Origin of the sequence: [Flexibacter] sp. ATCC 35208 (assembly GCF_001975825.1) — a bacterium.
In the GTDB taxonomy this organism is placed as follows: Bacteria; Bacteroidota; Bacteroidia; order Chitinophagales; family Chitinophagaceae; genus Chitinophaga.
In genome coordinates this window covers 49,651-67,007 of record NZ_MTKN01000038.1, presented here as the reverse complement: position 1 = coordinate 67,007, position 17,357 = coordinate 49,651, and the positions used below count along the sequence as shown (strand labels likewise).

The window sequence follows — 17,357 nt, the reverse complement described above, 5'->3', positions numbered from 1 at the left end:
GTGGAGAGCAAAAGATGTTCCGGAAAGGATAGACGAGAGAAGCGATGAAATGTACAAGTGGAAATGATTATAATATCATTAAATACTGGAACTTAATAAAAAATCACTGGGGCTTTTGGCGTATTTTGCGTAAGTTTAAATAACACGCGTACATACGCCATCCCTATTGACCTATAAAAGCACATGTTTATGTCTAAGTATTTGTATCAGTGATAAATGTAAGACGATGTCAAAAAGTGGAAAGAATATATTTTTAGCCGATGACGATGCCGACGATTGTCTGCTTTTTGAAGACGCTCTCAAAGAGGTCGCGGATGATATTATTCTGACTACAATCTCTGATGGCAAAGAACTCATGGATATGTTAGACGAGCGCGTTCCCTCGCCTCCCGACATGATCTTCCTGGACTTGAATATGCCTCGTAAAAATGGTTTTGAATGTCTCAGGGAAATCAGGACAGATCAGCGCCTCAAGTCCATTCCCGTAATTATCTTTTCTACCTCATCACAACCGGAATTTATAGAACAGGTGTACATTTCAGGAGCTAACCGATACATCAGGAAGCCCTCTTCCTTTTCGGAACTTATGAAAGCAATAGCAGAAATGTTATCTATTGATTGGGATACCAATGAAAGATTCCCTAAACGAGATAAATTCTTTATCTCCTTTTAAGAAAACAACGCTCCTGTCGTGGGAAATATAGAACAACACTTAAAAGAATTACTGGCATTGCGTCAATCCGTGCAAAATCTGGATGAGCAAATCCGGGTAGAGACAGCAAAAAAAGCAATTAACAACGAAAGCCGTTTCAGAGAAAGTGTGGAACAGGCTCCGGTAGGTATTGCTATTTTCAGAGGGCGGAATATGGTGTTTGAAATGGCGAATGCTATGTACCTGGAACTGATCACCCGTCCTGTGGAAGCAGTGGTGGGCAGGTCGCTCTACGACGTATTGCCGGAAGTAAAGGAATCGGTAAAGCCGCTGTTGGACAATGTTTGGGATACCGTTACTCCGCACTATGGAAATGAGTTTCCTGTCATTCTGTACAGACATGGGGTGCCGGAGATGGTGTATTTCAACTTCGTCTATCAACCACTGAAGAATAGTACCGGGGAAATTGATGGTGTAATGGTGGCTGCGACAGATGTGACAGCAGCAGTAATAGCCAAGCACTCCCTGATGGAAAGCGAGAACCAGTTTCGCAACCTTGTGATGCAATCGCCTATAGCCATGGCTATTTTCAAAGGAAGGGAGATGGTGATTGATATGGCAAATAATACCATGCTGCAGACAATGTGGCGCAGAACATCCGCCCAGGTAACGGGTTTGAACCTGCTGGATGTGTTCCCTGAACTGGCAGGGCAGAAGTTTCCTGAATTATTACAACAGGTGTACAATAGTGGGATTGCCTACCAGGAAAAAGAGGCGATCGCTTATGTAGATGGTCCGGATGGCATGAAGCGGTTTTACCTGGATTTTGAATATAAGCCCCTGTTTGACCTGGAAAAGAATGTATATGCCATCATGGCCACAGTGTCTGATGTGACAGAGCGAAAGGAGCATGAGATGGCACTCCGACTGTCAGAAGAACGGTTCAGGGTATTGGGTGATACGCTGTCACAGATGGTCTGGACCACGGATCCGGAAGGCAAATTGAACTATGCCAGCAAGCAGTATTTTGAGTTTACAGGCATGACACTGGAGGAGTTGAATGGGATAGGATGGTTTAGTGTGATACATCCGGAAGACCTAATGAAGAACTTACCTATATGGCAGGAGGCATTGAGTAAAGGCGTTGAGTATCAGATAGAGCATAGAATGAGAAAAGCAGATGGTACCTATCGCTGGCACCTGACACGGACGGTGCCCCAAAAAGATGCGGAAGGGAATGTGAATATGTGGGTAGGATCTACGACGGATATTCATGAAGGCAAAATGTTTATAGATAAGCTGGAAGCAGAGGTGCAGGAGAGAACGAAGGCCTTGCAGCGATCCAATGATGAGCTGAGGAAATCGAATGAGGAGTTGGCACAGTTTGCATATGTAGCGAGTCATGACCTGCGGGAGCCGTTGAGGAAGATCCAGACATTTGCAAGCCGGTTATTGGAAACGGAGTATAAGAACATCTCAGATAAAGGGAAGGATTACTTTTCCCGTATGCAGGCGGCGGCGCAGCGAATGCGGCAGCTGATAGAAGACCTGTTATCGTTTTCGAGGACGAGTAATAATGGGGAGCAGTTGTTTGAGTATGTGGATCTGACGCAGGTGTTGATGAGAGTAAAGGAGCAATTGAGTGATCAGATAGATAAGAAAGAGGCGGTAATAGAATATGATTTGCTGCCAGTGTTGTCGGCAATTCCTTTCCAGATAGAGCAACTGTTTATGAATTTGCTGACCAATGCGTTGAAATTTTCGGGAAAGGGGGTGAAGCCTCTTGTCAGTGTGAAGATGGAGGATAATGTGTATACGCTGGTAGGAGGATTACCTTATCATAAGATTACGATTGCGGATAATGGGATTGGGTTTGATCCGCAGTTTAGTGAGCGGATCTTCCAGGTGTTTCAGCGGTTGCATTTGCGGAACCAGTTTGAGGGGACGGGGATAGGATTGGCGATTTGTAAGAAGATAATGGATAATCATAACGGGGTGATAACGGCGGAGGGAAAGCCGGGGGAAGGTGCTGTGTTTACGTTGTTATTTCCGGTTGGGTAAATAGATTTCATTTTGCATTCGCATGTTCATTTGCATAAAAAACGCTTTTGCCGGTTTGCGGCAAAAGCGTTTTTTATTTTTATATTTTAGGTGCCAATAGTTCCCACAATTCGGGGGACCAGGGCCATTGTCGTTTTACGGTTTCTTTATCCATGTTACTCAATACAAGTGGGAATTGCTTTCCTGCAAATGTGGGTTCCAGCCGTTTTACCACTTTACACACCTCGATGTATACGTTTGCAGCGGCTACTGTGAGCTCCTGCGTAGGCGTGCCTTGTTTTGCATAGTCATTCCATTTTTTCCAGAACACATACACCATTCTATCTCTGAGTGCATTCCCTTCCGGCAATTGCTGTATATTATTATACAGGAGGGTTAAAAACGATTGTAGTTTTTGCGGGTCGCTGTAAATAGACTTTGCCCATTTACCACCTGCTTGTCTGAACAGGTGTTCCAATACTACATAGGGTAAAGTGGCCTCTGGACTGTTGGAGCCAGGGATGTTGCTAAATACCTTTGTGATCAGATCTCCCGGTTCAAGTGCAAAGAGCAATTCTGCTATCGGCCATTGGCTATACAAGGCAGCCCATCCCTGGTATTCCCAGTCATTTAAGGTAGCATATCGCCTCTTTGAATGGAGCGTAGGCATACTGAATTTGATATGCTGTGCATAATTCTCAGGGGTGAATAAGCGGTTCAGTTGTTCCCGGTATTCAGGGTCTATGAAACCGGTTCCTTCCAGATATTTCCGTACCATGTATTGTGCATCTTTATCAGAAGCATTTTGCAGGTAGTCAAGGCTGATCTGCACCAGTTCTGATGTAACCAGTTTGCCTGTCTGCATGATCTGTAATAACTGGTGGAGAATACCACCGGGTTTAGGCATACTCAAAAGCAACTTATAGAGTTCGATCACTTCTGCTTTCCTGATAGTCCTGTTCTGCCAGGCATCCTGTAACATTCTTTCTGCTTCCATGAAGGATTGCATCCCATTTTTCTTCATCATGGTTTGCCTGAAAGCAGGGAGGAAAGCACCGGTTTGGTCACTCTTGTCAGTATCACTCAGTAGCCAGTTTGCTTTTGTGAGCGATACGATATGAGGGAGTTGAGCTCTGACGCTGGCATCGGTAGCAGCCAGTTTGCCGAGTAGCTGTACCCATTCATCCAGCGGGGACTGTGCATAGTAGGCAATATGTCTGTACAATGAAGTGGTAATCGCGGGTGCTAACTGACTGAAATCTACTTCCAGTGTTTTGAGCAATGCGTAGGTAGCTGCCAGTTCGCGGATATCTTTGGATTGTTCCAGTAGTAACCCCAGACTACGTTTCAGATCAGGAGAGTCGCTGTAGGAAAAGGTTTTGAGCCGCTCTATGACTGCGTTTCTTGTTTGGTCAGGATACCAGCTGGATTCCAGCACTTCTCTGAACAGTTGTAATAATGCCTCTTTATTAGCGGGAGTAACGGGTACTGCCAGCACGGCATTGATCAACTGTGTTTTCAGATAGTGGTCTGTTTCAGCGACCGCGAGGTCGGTGACTACCTGTAAAGTAGCTTCAGATTTACGGCCGGTATTTAAGAGAATATTTATTAACGCACTACGTAGCGCAAGCAGGGGTTCCAGTTTGATGGCGGCTGCCAGTGTGGGTTCCAGTTTGGCCTGGTGCTGTACGAATTGCTTTTCCAGATATGGAATGGCAGCTTCTCTTACATAAGGGTTCTTATCGTTTAGCGTCGTGATCAGCAGATCTGGTATTTCTGCATGTTCTAATAAAGACAGCAGGCGTATTTTCAAACTAGCAGAAGGTGTTTGTGCAAACAGTTGTGTTAATTCGGTTTGCAACTCAGGATGTGCTACCAGTCTGTCGCTGATCAATGCCAGCAGTTCCGGTTGATCAGGTGCTTTTTGTAAAGCGGAGAAGATACCACTGAATAAAGTGGTGTCTATTTCACGCAGGTTTGATAAAAGTTGAATGATGGCTGCTCTTACATACAGATCAGTTTCTGACATGAATCGCGCTGCAAGATGTTCAATCACTGTAGCAGAAGGCGCTGGTAATACGGCTAAGAACCCGATGGCTGCCAGTCTTGTATTTCTATGCTCTAATGGAGAGAGGAACTGCAAAGCTAAAGTAGCTGCTGCATCTGTCGGGAACTGTTTTATTAATTCCAGCAAAGCAGGTTTTACGCTGTCGGGAGCCAATGCAATAAATTCACTCACTTTAGAAATTGTATCCGCAGATTTATTGACAGTGCGTAAGAGACCATCTATGCACACTTGCAGAATGATTGGATCGAGGTCATTGACCATTGTATCGGCGAGTATTTCCTGTACACTATCCAGGTGAGCAGCGAGCTGGCTGATGGTCTCAATTGCCAGCAGGCGCAATGTCCTTTCCGGCTCCAGGCAGGCAAACCAGCTCAGGGTATCGATCAGTGCCTCCCGCTGACTCAGGCGGGTAATGGGGATGGCGCATAACAATTCCAGCATACGGGTACGCACAGAAAGGGTATGTTCCTCTCTGGCTGCTGCTGCCAGTTTTTCAACCGCTTCGTCAGTTTCAAGAAAAGGTTGCAGGCTATCGAGTGCTTCCAGTCTTTCGTGTTCTGATCTTTCTGTGGAGATTAATATATCGAATAAAGCAAGTGCTTCTGACATCTTCAAAATTAGTTTAGGTTAATCAGCAAATCCAGGTCCGTCATCATTTGTCGTATTGCGTTGTAAAACTTCTATATCCATACATGCATTGCGGCAGGCATCTTTCATAGCACGCATCACGTCATTGTCCTGTGGAACAAATGGTTTAGCCATGATGGCTTGCAGCAGTTCCGGAACGGGTGTCCAGCTACAGTTTGCCTGTAGATAATTGATGTATGGCAGCATGCCGGCAGGGGTTTGTTGTTTTTCGAGCTGCTGCCTGAATTCGGTTTCAGTGGGTTGTAATACTTCGTGCAGTAAAATCTGGTTAACGTATCTGCCTCTCTTTTCCAATAATTGCCACAGTCCTTCTCGCAGTTCAGCGAATGCAGGATACGTTTTCAGTGCCAGGAGGTAGTGATTGAACTTTGATTCATTACCGAGGTCAATGGTCAATACCTGAGTGAGTGCATACCTGCTCAGGTTATCATCCATGTCTTTGTGTATGGCGAGGAAGCGGAGTATTTCAATATCAGATACGCCTTCCTGGTACAGGCTACTGCTGTTACCTGGTGTAAGGGCTGCCCAAAGTATACGGTTGGCCATTTCCGGGTTTTCATCATAATACATCCAGATGTGTGGGAAGATGCCGGAGAAGTTATGCTCCACATCTGCTTTGTGCAACCATTGCTCCCAGTTGATGTTGGCGCTGCCTGCCTGTGAAATGGCATTTTCCAGTACCTGTGTGCAGATATCCTTCATTGTTTGATCCTGCTCATGATCTGCCAGTTGGCCGAAAACCTTCACGGTAGCAGGGCTGAGTTGCGGGATCATACTGATCTTCTTCGCCAGCAGGCGACGCAGCTCCCGGTTCAGTTGCGTGTATAACAAAACAGGAGCGGCAGCTTCTACGACTTCGATATTCGCTTTGGTTAGTGGAATAAGCAGGATGCCTTTGATCCCTGCCTCTTTGATAGCAGGAGATGGAGCCTGCAATGCTTTGCTGTAAAAGTTGTTCAGGCTATCATCGTTAGGCGTAAAGCTGGTGATGGCCTGCAGAATAGCAGTGCGGCATTCTTCTTTTTGTTCCTGTTCATAAGCCTGTACAAAGCGTTCGAAGAGTGCGGGGCATTGTGCGATCAGTTTACCAAGAATATTGTAAATGGCCACTGCCAGATCAGCCCGGATGTTTTGTGCAGACAGCGCCAGCAGTGCATTAACGAGCGTTTCATTTTTAGCTGTGTAAGGAGCTAAGAGATATAACAGTTGTAGGTTTTGAGCGGTAGCAAGTTGAGCACACAGGTATTCAATGATAGCAGGTGTGAGTTGCAGGCTGTATTCAAATACCCTTAAGGCAGCCTGCTTTACACTTTGATCAGGATCTTGTGTATAGGCATGCAGGATAGCATCTGTCAGTTCAGTACTGTCTATACCATGAACGGCCAGTAATTGTATACACCAGATACGGATAAAGGGATTGGTATCTGTTTTTAGTAGTGCTAATAATGCTGCTACAGGTACGAAGGAGCGGTCAAAGCAGAAGCGAAGTACCATTTCCCTGATGGCAATGGGTTCATCAGGTGTTAATAGCGATGCGATTGTGGCGATGTCCAGAGTATCCTGCAACAGGAGCCTGTTTACAATCACCAGTTTATCTGTTTCCGCTGCCTGATGCATGATCTCTTTATAGAACGTGATGTCTTCGGGACTGGCGTCTACAGGTATTAATAACCAGGAGAGAATGATGCGGCAGGTGTCTGCATTCTCCTGTTGTTTGTAAAATTCAATCAGGTGTTGTCTGGCTGTTTGATCCGTGATGGACAATCGACCTAATATAGGCAGTATCAGGTCGCGTGACTCATCCTGTGCCAGTGAGGCGATCATAATATCGATCAGCGCTGTGGTATTATTTAGTTGGCGAAGGCCGGTAGCTGCCAGTTGACGGATCATGTCTGCTTTCAGGGTGGTATCCGTTTCGGTGGCAATGAGCGACAACCATTTCTCAGCAATGGCGGGGTCATGGAGATACCGGGTGGCGCCGGACAATAGTGAATATTTTGTATCAGTATCAGAGAGGGGCACCATATCCAGCATCATTAAGGTTTGGGAGGTATGTGCCGTCCGTCTTTCCCTGATCTCATCAGTGATCTTACTCATATTTTAATACGTTGGGTTTAATACCGGAAAGGGCGTCAGCGAGTGATTGTTGCTGAGGAGCGTCCAGATCCAGTTTAACAATAGCGTCCAGGGCTTTTTGCCTGGAGAGTGTATCAATTAGTTCATTGCGTACTACTGCCAGCAGTACATCGAATTGATGGGTAATGCCGGGGCGCAGGTAGCCATCGAGGCACAGGCGCAGGAGTTCTCTGTCAGTATCGTAGCGCAGAACATCTTCGAGTGCAGGGATCACCTGTGGATAGATCCCGGCAACATTGGCCAGCAGGCCGGCACAGGTCAGCCTGAATGGAGAACCAGGTTCTGTGAGTTCTGTGGCAAATACATCGACCAGTTGTGGATGACGTGCTACAGAGAGGGCTTTCACCTGGTTGAACAATACTTCGCGTATGCTATCGTCTCTTTCGCGGGAGAAGAGGAGTAAAAGCGGATCGAGGATCTGTTCAGTTTTCAGGCGGTTGGTAACGAGCGAAAGTACCTTTCTTCTATGTTCGGCTACCGGGAGGTCTTTGATGCTTTCCAGCATAATATTGCTGATGTGCACATCTCTGCCCATGTAAGGGGCCAGCATATCGGTGACGGCAGCAAATTCTCCATCGTCGTATACAGAAGGATTGGCAGCGAAGGCGTTGGCCACGGCCAGTCTGATTTCCGGAATGCGCATGGAAGGTTTGATGAGTTCCAGCAGGTCGTAGCGGATGCCATTAGTACCCGTTTGAGACAGTGCTGTTGCTAAAGTAATGAGCTGTGCATCGCTCATTTGTTTATTATCAGCGAGGCGGCGCATGACGCGTATGCGGATGTCCGGATCGTTTTTGATATCGAAGTAAGGTTGTGCAGCAGCAAAGAGTTTATCGCCCCAGCGGGTGCATTTCTCAGCCAGCGTGAGTGCTTGAGATTGCAGCAGGGTAGGAGAGTTACGATGTTTTTCCAGGGCGGCAACGGCCATATCTTCAGTGATGAGTGGGAGGTTGGCCAGGGTATCCTGGATGGCGACCATTTCGGGTTCACTGAGATGAGGGGTGGCAGAGAGTTCGATGAAGAAGTCTACCAGTTGCTGGTCCTGGTGAATACTGTCCTGTAGTCTGAATAAGATGGCAACGCGGGTATCTCTTTCCTTTTCCTGTCTGAAGAACTGAAGGAGGGCATCAAAGAGGACACGTGGCTCCGGGAAGCGGGAGGTGTTCAACGAAGAAAGGAAGAACATAACTTCATCCCGCAATCTTTTGTCTTTGACATCAGGTAATACCTGTAGCAGGGCGGTGATGACTTCTGGTTCGTGCAGGTGGCTTTTGGCCAGCTGTAGAATCTGTGCTTTGATCACTGTTTCTGCGTAAAGGCTACCCAGTACCTGTCTGATCAGTCCCGGCAGGGATTGTTGGGTTTTGTCCATACTATTTTCAATTAAAGATATGCTGGTATAAAAGGGGGGCTTACAATGTGATGATCGCCTCGATCTTGTCCAAAGCGACAACGCATCTTTTACCATCATGGGTTCTTAGCTCTACGGCTTCCGGATACAGGTTGCTCACAATACCTTGTAGTGTGGCGTGGGTGATATAGATACTGATTTGTTGCTGTTCCATACGGCTGCTTTCAAGTAAGGATATGAATATGGGTGATGGCATGGATGATCCGTTTAAATGAATAATGAGGTAACGGTAAAATTGCATACGAACATAAACAGGGCCAAAAGTAAGGAAGTTTGATTTTAATAACAACCTTGGCAGTGGGGCGAGGGGGAACTTTCACATTTTTTTAAAAAGCAGACCCTGTAGTCTGCGGGCTTTATCCAGCCATTAGGATTTTATCAAATCTCAACTTGCCGGCCTTGATTTTGAATACGTAGAAGATTGCGTATTCGCCACCATCGTATTCAGGATCAGATTTTTTGTTATAGCCACTGAGTTGCAGTGTTACAGTTTGTTCATTCTTATCGTAGGTAGCTTCCATGCTATAGTATTCTTCCTGATCATCTGTAAATTCGGCTGTTTTGGACGTGCCTTTTTCGTATAGATCTTTTGTTTTTATTTTCAGGAAGGCGGTAATAAATTGTTTATCGAAGATTTTGTCGAAGTATAGGTCGAACGATTTCTCAGTGACAGGGGCTTCTTTTTCTGCGAGGTTAGGTACACCGACAATATACCAGAATTCAGCATTGTTGTAAGGAAAGTTAAAGAAGGTTTTAGTTGTTTCTTTATCTCTCTGATAGATAGCGTCTCTAAGGGTACGGACCTGGTCAATCCAGGTAGTAGTGGTGTCGGTGGACGCGATGGCAGTGTGGGCACACAAGAGCAGGCAAATGTATAGTAGGGTTCTTTTCATGAGGTAAATTTAAAATTTTATATTTGAATAACTTTTACCCCGCAACTTAATTTGTTATGATTCCACTGCATCTACAATCTACATACAGTATGTTGACATGTGCTTTTAAACATCCTTTGGAGCAACATACATACGAAGGCGTGATACGGTTTTTGTATTATGACATGTCTGACGGATGTCTGGCGCAGGTATTGTCTTTGATGGTAGATAAAGAGATAGCTATGATCAAGAATGATATAGCCCGATATTATAATGCAGACGAAAGTCATTATCTTGATGTGAAAGAGCAACTCATCAGCTGTGGGTATGATGATTGGTTAAATGAAGATGATTAATACCTTACTACAATATTTGTTGCACCTGCCAATTGGATTTGTGTGGCTCATTTTCTTATTAGAGAATGTGATGATCACCTGTGGGGTATTGTAGATAGGCAGGTGTTTTTATAAGGGAGGGTATACGGCGAAGGAGTGGGGGATTTGGGAGTAGAGCCATTGCCTTCAGGTGTGCGGGATTTGCCGGTGATTCAGCAGCACCTTGAATTTTACTGGAGGGGAACTTTTTTCAGCATTAAAGAGATCGCAGAAGCTTCCGTCTGTGAAAAATGATCTTCACAAAAGAGACGAGTTCGCTGATAGCAGTGATCCCCAATGCATATTTGAAAGTAGACGGATCTACGCCTAAGATGAATACAATCAGGATAACCACGGGTAAGATCATCATACCATATCCTTTCCATCCAATCCACTTTTGGGTAAGAGATACCAGCACCCCCCAGATCAGGCTGAAAAAGCCGGCGGCTGCCAGTAAGCCCAGCATGACGAAGCTACCTTTTTCAGGAGCGAAGAAATTATAGAACAAGATGCTCCATAACATGACAAGGAGGATATATAGCAGGATGTATGGTACGCGTTTCATAGCGACAAAAATATGAGAAAATCTTAATTAATCCGCTTGTTGAGGCAGGAGTTGATGTTGTTGCAGGAGAAGTTTTTTTCGGGGAAGTTGTTTATGAGGTGATTAATTCGGAACTCATAAAAATTCAGCCTACAGCGATTAGCAGAGGGTTACCTGAGAATAATAAAAGGGAACATCGTCAGATGTTCCCTTTTATTATTCCTGGTCTTCATCATCTTCTGTTTCTTCCAGTTTATCCTTATCGCTCCCTCTCTTCAGCTTCACCTTCGGGTTACTTTGTGTTCCCGTTACATTGAACGGGATGCCCAATATCCCTAATGGCGGCAATCCCAGTCTGCCTTTCAGGTTTAATTTCCCATCAAAACTCACTTGACCTTCAAATCTGGGGCGGAAACCAGCCACACGCATTTTGGTCTTCTCAATCGTAATGATATTATTATTGATTTTGGATTTGATATTGATTTTTGACAAATCCGGGTCTCGTACGTCATCCTTGCCGGTGGCGCTACTTACTGCATTGAATAACCGGAATCCCTTCATTTTTACTTGCTTCACAGACAGCACGCCTTCTCCTTTCAGAGAAGGATAGACTGGCTGCATATTGTCATCCAGTCTTCCGCTTAGGTGGTATTCAAGTCCTACGATACCACTGGCGCTACCTGCGGAGGTGGCCATATCATGGAATAATTTGATTTCATTGTAGGCGCGCTTTATATCAAATTCAGCAGCGGAGATATGGTAATCGAAAGTGGCTTTCCGGGTATTGATACTGGTATACTTTGCATCCATCTCCACTGGCGCTCCGATTATAGTAAAGCCGGTTTTGTTCAGCTGGAGGTAGTTGCTGTCAATTACCAGCTGGCCATGGAAATCGTTGATATTAATACCGTTAAAATATATCCTTGCAGCATTGGCATTCAGGGTAAGCGACAGGTTGGCGGGCACCATGACCACGCCGGAAGCGGAAGAAGTGCTGGAGGTTGTAGTAGTGTTAGCTGTAGGGTTGGTGGCTGTTGAATGACCTCCATATACCATCAGTTCATCCACTAATATATAATCGCTTTTAAAATTAAACTGCCCATGCAAAACCTGATCTTTTTGCGTAGCATACCCGATCACATTGGTCAAATAGCCATCCAGGCGGATGGTGGATTTACCATAACGGGCATTGAACTGATCGAACCACATCTTATCCTGGTCAAAACGGAACACGCCGTTAGCAATATAAAATGGGAGTGGGAATAGTTCAGAGGTAAGGGTGATATCTTTTACAACCAGGCTTCCTTTGTTGTATAACCTGTTGTAGCGTCCTGCCATAGCATCGCTTTGTGTACCGCGTAATGACAGGTTGGTTTTGATCAGACCTGTCACATCATATCCTTGCTTTGCAAACACTTTGTATATCTTACCAAGGTCAATATTCCCATTGGAGGTGATATTATAACGCAGGTTATCAAAGTTGTTCAGATCCGCTTTCAACACAAATGGTTGTCCCTCAAATTCAAATGATATCGGTTTGACATTTACATTTAGTGATTTGAAAGTACCTGTAGTGTTGGTAATAGTGGCATCAATATTTATTTTTTCCAAAGGATTGGGGTAGTACTTTGTATGCACAACGCCATTGTTCATAGTGAGAGTGGCGGTGGTGACAGGGAACAATCTTTTTACCGGTACGTAACTGCCTTTTGTGACAATGTTTATATGCAGGTCTCCGGCCATAGATAAGCTATCCAATGGGTAGAACTGCTTCACGTCGTCCAGATGAAGTATTCCTTCCAGGCTGGCATCCACGAGTGGACTGCTGGCATTGCTGACCTGGAAATAGCCTTTGATATAGTTACTCAGCACATTTGCATTGATGTTTTTAACGGCAAGCATAGCATGTGCATAGTTGCTGTCGGGGCAGGAAGCCTGGATGTCAAAATTGATATTGTCAACAGCCTTTGGTAAAGAAGCGAATTTGAAATACCCATTATGGAAGGAAGACTGGAAGCTAAATGCCGGGATGCTGCTGATGACGGTATCGGCTTGTTTCCGCAGTCCTCTGTATACAACGGACTTTGCATATTTTCCATCAGCCAGCAGGTGGGCCTGTAGTCTGCCTTTCATGGCAAATGAGTCCAGTCCTACGGCTTTACTCCATTTTTCCAGGTCTATATCTGTATTCAGTTTAACATGAACTTCCGGCGTTTTGATACCTTTCAGTTTCATGATCGCGCTAAAGTAATCCTTGTCAATATTGAAGAAAATAGAGTCGATATTCACAATCAGGCTATCGGTATTCAGCTGTCGTAATTGTGACTGGAAGTTGAGGAACAGGTTTTTTACAGGGGCGGGTGCTTTTGCATTGGAGATGGTACCATTTCTGATCTGCATATTAAATGTGAGATCAGGCATGGTGTTGGTTGCTGCAATGTATTGACCAGTCAGGGTGGCATTTACATCCGCGGTTCCCGCTACATGTGTATGTTCCAGCCAGGTGGTGTATTCATGTGGCAGGGCACTGAAAATGGCGCTCAGGCTGGATTCTTTTGAATTGAGTTTGAAATCCATGGCATATCCATTCTTTAAAAATCCGAATTTCCCATTTAATTGTACAGGGAGTTCATTGATTTTCAGGTCATTCTTTTCAAAGATCAGATCCAGTGAATTGGTATTGATTTTTGTAATCAGCTCTCCATCCAGCTTTTTATTCTGGATATAAGGTGTATTGCCATAGCTCAGATCGAAAGAGGAGGCACGAAGGCGGGAATACAGATCAAACTGGGCTTTGCTGAGATCTCCTTTACCCAGGTAATCAACATTCTGGGCCTTTACATAAAGCGGGAGTGACTGGTCGTTGTAAATGATATTGCACTGTTCCAGCTGAATGCGTGCTATTTTCAGAGAGGCGCTACCGCTATCTGTTTTAGTGCTGTTAGTAGATGGTGCTGATTGGTAGACGTTATAGTTTGGATGGCCGGCAGCATCTACCAGCACGTGAATATTTCCTTTTGTGAGGTAAATTTCATCGATGCTGATGGCGTTTGAGAAAATGCTGGCGAGGTTTACACCCAGGGCTACTTCATCAGCGGCGATCAGTGTATCTTTTTGGAAAGGCGCGGCGCCTTTCAGATTGAAATCATAGAGGGTTAATGTGAGGGAAGGGAAGTGATTGAAAAAGGAAAGTCTTGCCTTTGAGAAGTTGAGATCCCCAGTAATACTGTTATTGGTCCATGTCTTGATCTTGTTGGAGACAGTCGATGGAAAGAGGACGGGGAGGAGGAATAGCAGTAATAAAAGTGATACAATAGAAATGCCGGCAATCTTCAGTGTTCGTAGTGCTGTTCTTTTGATTTGGACGTAGCTCATAAAAGCCCCCGGGTATTTTTTTAAACCCGGGGTAAAGGTAAGTGGTTTTTCATGAGCTCGATTAGAATGGGTTAAAAGTGAGGAAGTTATAATGATTATTTTAAATGTGTTTGGTTGAGTATTGATGTATTGGTGGAATTAATTATTCATTTGATCGACAGAGAGAATGTGTTGTGTAAATAAATTGGGGGAAACAAAAAGAAGGCGCCTTAGGTAAGTCGCCGTTCTTTTTCAGTGTACAGTACTTACCTGGTATTGCATGATCCATTATTACAGCTATCACAGCAGGTAGTATTGACCAGTGCCTGAATGATGAACATGGCACCAAATATGGCAATGATCAGGAGTTGCATCTGTATAGCCACACCGATTAAAATTATGCCGGCAATCAGTCTTATTATCCTGAAGAAGCTCCAGTTTTTAACTATTTTGTTCATAAGTTTTTTCCCGATTTGGTTGTAAAAATCCGATAGGAAAACGAGAATGACTGTAACTATTGTTACATATTTAGTTTTAGATTAACAATATCATGGTACAATTGGGTATAGACAGACTACTACTTACTGCATGGGACTGGAAAGCCAGGCGGATAGGTTTCGTAACGAACAATGCGGCTGTTACCTCAAATTTTGAAGCTTCCAGGAAAGCCTTAATAAGAAATGGATTTAATGTTGTCAGGTTATTTTCTCCTGAGCACGGATTGGATACTACCGGTCCGGATGGTCACTTTATGGGAAATACAATGGATAATCTGACAGGTTTGCCGGTAGTGAGCTTATATGGTGAAAAGTTGGCCCCGGATCAGAAGGACTTTGAAGATCTGGATATAATCCTGATTGACCTGCCTGATATTGGTAGTCGTTTTTATACTTATTTATGGACTTTGACTTATGTGCTGGAGGCCGGAGCGCGCTATGGGAAAAAATTGATTGTATTAGACAGGCCTAATCCAATTTCTGGAAATCTCCTGCTAGCCGAAGGTCCGATGCTTGATGAAGTGAATGCCGCCAGTTTTATTGGCAGGTGGGCGATCCCTGTTCGTCATAGCTGTACAATAGGAGAGCTGTCGTATTATTTTAACATAGAAAGAAAAATTGGGTGTGACCTTCAGGTTGTCACATGTACTGGGTGGAGGCGTCATATGTTTCATCCTGATTGGAGCGAATCATTTGTACCTGCTTCTCCTGCTATTAATACTTTTGAGACGGCCTTGCTTTATCCCTGTCTTTGCTTCCTGGAAGCGACAAATATCAGTGAGGGTAGAGGTACCGCTGTGCCTTTTAGGGTAGCAGGTGCTCCATGGATAAATGCAGGAGAGCTGGCGAACATATTTAATGATAATATTAAAACAGCTGTTGTGGCCCGTGAAGTTGATTTCGTGCCGGAAGTGGGTAGATATGCAGGTAATAGTTGCAAAGGTATAATGTTGCATGTGACAGACAGATACCAGTTTCACGCAGTAAAAACGGGGTTACTATTGATTAAGCTGATCATGGATACTTATAAGGGGAGGTTTGAATGGGCACCATACAAAACCCTTGTAAATGGAAAGGGGGAAAATCATTTGACATTATTATTGGGTCAACTGGATGCAGAAGATTTTTTCAAATTGCCTTTTGAGGGTTTTAAGGAGGAGTTGGATAGTTATGTTAGCAATGGGAATTGGAGAGAAAGAGTAGAGCCTATATTATTATATGAGGACTAAAACGATGGAAGATGTGAGAGAGTTATATTTGTTTTAGGTAGGATATGTCGTCTCCCTATTTTCCTTATATTCCAATTACTAATGAGGTAAATGGTAAAAGAATGGAGGAATTAATAGAGCATTTTCCGCGGAAAAATTGCTTCTACCTGCATATCAATCTTACGAAGATAATCGGCTCCATATGTTCCATTCTCCAATCCATTCTTCAATGTTTCCGGCACATAATCGTCGAGAACAGTACAATGGGAGGCAATAATTGTGGCTATTGCACACACTGTATCTGTATCCGAATTCTCTATTTGGTTTACCACATTCAAAAATACATCTGCCATCGTTTTTGCATTCTTCAATGCAGAGAGGGCTTGTGTCACTATCCTCATTGCATTTCCGGGATCATTTTCAATACCATTTTGTTCCCATCCTTCGCCTGACTGCACAATTGAAAACGCCTCCAATTGCTGGCGAGTACCTCCGTGATGCAAAAAATGCACAGACGGTGCTACTGCCAATGCAGATGTAGTCCCTGCGACGCAGTCTACAGGAGAATTTTTTGTGATTGTACAACTTATTCTGTCAATAAAAATGCTTCCAAAACAAGACACTTTTGCAGTGTGTTTTATTTAATACTGTTAGAAGCGGGAGGCTTTTGGTGAATTCCACACAGTCTATAAGTGAAATAGCCTGGAGCTCAATTTTAAGAATAATTCGTACTTCTCTCGTTTTCTTTAAGAAGTAAGAAGGGATAAGTCCTGAAAAAGTTAAGAATATGAAACATGCTAACAAAGATCTTATATAGTCCATCTCGCCTTCCCTAATTCCATATTTTTTTAATAATAAGTAAAAAGTTACATCATTGAGGTAAATAGGATAACTGCCTGCGTTTTAAGGTGTCTAATTTTGTTCCTGAAATAACACATATACAGGAATATGAATACAAATGCGCATTCTGATATCGAAAAAGACTTCAAACCCAAAGGTACTATCGTCTTCATAATTCTATTGCTGCTTCTTACTGTTTTGGTATGGTTCAGCGTGTATAATCTTCAGTTGGAGAGACATTGAGTTAATAATAACTATTATTATGAATAAGTATGAAATAAAAGTCGTTTTACTGAGTAGTTCGGTAATGGCGGTATTTTTTTTTGCTCTCCTTTATAATGTATTTGCCAGGAAAATAGATGTACCTACCTGTATTCCCTATCAGGCATCTTTTCAGCAGTCATTGGTTAAGCAGGTTGATAATACACATTATGAAGTATATGTTATTGCAAAGATGTGGGCCTTTGATCCCGCGGAAATAACGATACCAGTGGGTAGTACAGTTGATTTTTATCTGAGCTCTGCTGATGTGGTACATGGATTCAATATTGAACGAAAGGGAGTCAACCTGATGGCTGTACCGGGTGCTGTTAATAAGGTGACAGTAAAATTTACAGACTATGGAACATATAGAATTGTATGTCATGAATATTGTGGTGCGGGGCATCATAATATGATGGCCCAGGTATTAGTTACTTATTTAAAGAGATAAA

General features: G+C 43.9%; 15 protein-coding genes. 6 read left to right on the top strand and 9 right to left on the bottom strand.

Translation table 11 applies throughout. From position 1 onward, the window contains the following. Positions 1 to 226: 226 nt before the first annotated feature. Together BW716_RS22125 and BW716_RS22120 are read left to right on the top strand one after the other, a co-directional pair. On the top strand, positions 227 to 673 hold the full coding sequence (locus BW716_RS22125; protein WP_083726065.1) for a response regulator: 447 nt from the start codon (positions 227 to 229) through the stop codon (positions 671 to 673). 18 nt (positions 674 to 691) lie between these two features. After that, complete coding sequence (locus BW716_RS22120) at positions 692 to 2,713, top strand: PAS domain-containing protein (RefSeq protein WP_143708966.1); 2,022 nt, start codon at positions 692 to 694, stop codon at positions 2,711 to 2,713. Between the two features lie 79 nt (positions 2,714 to 2,792). Here BW716_RS22120 and BW716_RS22115 read toward each other — a convergent pair whose 3' ends face one another. From BW716_RS22115 to BW716_RS22095, 5 genes are all read right to left on the bottom strand, one after another. Beyond that, a complete protein-coding gene (locus tag BW716_RS22115) occupies positions 2,793 to 5,369 on the bottom strand; it encodes a hypothetical protein (protein ID WP_083726063.1) in 2,577 nt (858 codons plus the stop codon). Between the two features lie 18 nt (positions 5,370 to 5,387). Continuing rightward, on the bottom strand, positions 5,388 to 7,505 hold the full coding sequence (locus tag BW716_RS22110) for a hypothetical protein (protein ID WP_083726061.1): 2,118 nt from the start codon (positions 7,503 to 7,505) through the stop codon (positions 5,388 to 5,390). Then, a complete protein-coding gene (locus tag BW716_RS22105) occupies positions 7,498 to 8,916 on the bottom strand; it encodes a hypothetical protein (protein ID WP_083726059.1) in 1,419 nt (472 codons plus the stop codon). The genes BW716_RS22110 and BW716_RS22105 overlap by 8 nt, the downstream gene beginning before the upstream one ends. Positions 8,917 to 8,956: 40 nt before the next feature. Continuing rightward, entirely contained in the window at positions 8,957 to 9,151 is a 195-nt protein-coding gene (locus BW716_RS22100; protein ID WP_083726057.1) for a hypothetical protein, read from the bottom strand. Between the two features lie 160 nt (positions 9,152 to 9,311). Next, the gene (locus BW716_RS22095; protein WP_143708965.1) at positions 9,312 to 9,848 is read right to left on the bottom strand and encodes a hypothetical protein; all 537 of its coding nucleotides are present in this window, start codon (positions 9,846 to 9,848) and stop codon (positions 9,312 to 9,314) included. An 89-nt stretch (positions 9,849 to 9,937) separates the two neighbouring features. Here BW716_RS22095 and BW716_RS22090 point away from each other — a divergent pair, with 89 nt between their 5' ends. Beyond that, positions 9,938 to 10,183 carry a hypothetical protein gene (locus BW716_RS22090; RefSeq protein WP_083726053.1) on the top strand — a complete coding sequence of 82 codons (246 nt, stop codon included), beginning with the start codon at positions 9,938 to 9,940 and terminating at the stop codon, positions 10,181 to 10,183. 235 nt (positions 10,184 to 10,418) lie between these two features. Here the strand turns inward: BW716_RS22090 and BW716_RS22085 are convergent, their stop codons facing one another. From BW716_RS22085 to BW716_RS22075, 3 genes are all read right to left on the bottom strand, one after another. Further along, positions 10,419 to 10,766: a hypothetical protein gene (locus BW716_RS22085; protein ID WP_083726051.1), complete on the bottom strand. Its 348-nt coding sequence runs from the start codon at positions 10,764 to 10,766 to the stop codon at positions 10,419 to 10,421. A gap of 195 nt (positions 10,767 to 10,961) precedes the next feature. Beyond that, positions 10,962 to 14,120, bottom strand: coding sequence for an AsmA-like C-terminal region-containing protein (locus BW716_RS22080; RefSeq protein WP_083726049.1), 3,159 nt, complete (start codon positions 14,118 to 14,120; stop codon positions 10,962 to 10,964). A 245-nt stretch (positions 14,121 to 14,365) separates the two neighbouring features. Further along, positions 14,366 to 14,557: a hypothetical protein gene (locus BW716_RS22075; RefSeq protein ID WP_083726047.1), complete on the bottom strand. Its 192-nt coding sequence runs from the start codon at positions 14,555 to 14,557 to the stop codon at positions 14,366 to 14,368. A gap of 92 nt (positions 14,558 to 14,649) precedes the next feature. On the opposite strand from BW716_RS22075, the gene BW716_RS22070 reads away from it, so the two are divergent. After that, positions 14,650 to 15,825 (top strand): exo-beta-N-acetylmuramidase NamZ domain-containing protein, encoded by a 1,176-nt coding sequence (locus tag BW716_RS22070; protein WP_083726046.1) that lies wholly within the window; start codon positions 14,650 to 14,652, stop codon positions 15,823 to 15,825. Positions 15,826 to 15,935: 110 nt separating this feature from the next. Here the strand turns inward: BW716_RS22070 and BW716_RS22065 are convergent, their stop codons facing one another. Beyond that, positions 15,936 to 16,427, bottom strand: a complete 492-nt coding sequence (locus BW716_RS22065; RefSeq protein WP_143708964.1) for a hypothetical protein — start codon at positions 16,425 to 16,427, stop codon at positions 15,936 to 15,938. Between the two features lie 325 nt (positions 16,428 to 16,752). On the opposite strand from BW716_RS22065, the gene BW716_RS39035 reads away from it, so the two are divergent. Together BW716_RS39035 and BW716_RS22060 are read left to right on the top strand one after the other, a co-directional pair. After that, complete coding sequence (locus BW716_RS39035; RefSeq protein ID WP_143708963.1) at positions 16,753 to 16,887, top strand: cytochrome c oxidase subunit 2A; 135 nt, start codon at positions 16,753 to 16,755, stop codon at positions 16,885 to 16,887. 19 nt (positions 16,888 to 16,906) lie between these two features. Next, positions 16,907 to 17,356 carry a cytochrome c oxidase subunit II gene (locus tag BW716_RS22060; RefSeq protein WP_083726042.1) on the top strand — a complete coding sequence of 150 codons (450 nt, stop codon included), beginning with the start codon at positions 16,907 to 16,909 and terminating at the stop codon, positions 17,354 to 17,356. Position 17,357 lies beyond the last annotated feature (1 nt).